We start from the raw sequence: 234 nt of genomic DNA, 5'->3' as shown, positions 1-234 counted from the left end.
GTCCGGATTGAACTGGGTTTGCGGATTGATCGGGTCGCCTGTCAGGGTGAATTTGTTGCCATCCGCCACCGCGCCGGTCGCGCCATTGCTGGGCAGCCTGATGCGGGTCGCCGCATCAATGGTGGCGTGCGCGCCGTCACTGATCTCAACGGCACGCGCGGAGTTGCCTGCAACGTTGAAAGTCGCGCCATGGGTGTTGACGTCCGTGTACTCACCGCTGCCGTAATCGCCCGT

At 63.2% G+C, this 234-nt stretch carries 1 protein-coding gene; it reads right to left on the bottom strand.

The genetic code is table 11. The annotated features are described in order from the left end of the window. Window positions 1–234: hypothetical protein (locus KVT28_RS27005; RefSeq protein ID WP_217551409.1), on the bottom strand; the 234-nt coding region annotated here is incomplete at both ends.

The organism is Pantoea sp. GbtcB22 (assembly GCF_019091025.1).
Classification (GTDB): domain Bacteria; phylum Pseudomonadota; class Gammaproteobacteria; order Enterobacterales; family Enterobacteriaceae; genus Pantoea; species Pantoea leporis.
Note: the sequence above shows the minus strand (reverse complement) of the source record. Positions and strands in the feature narration are given on the sequence as shown.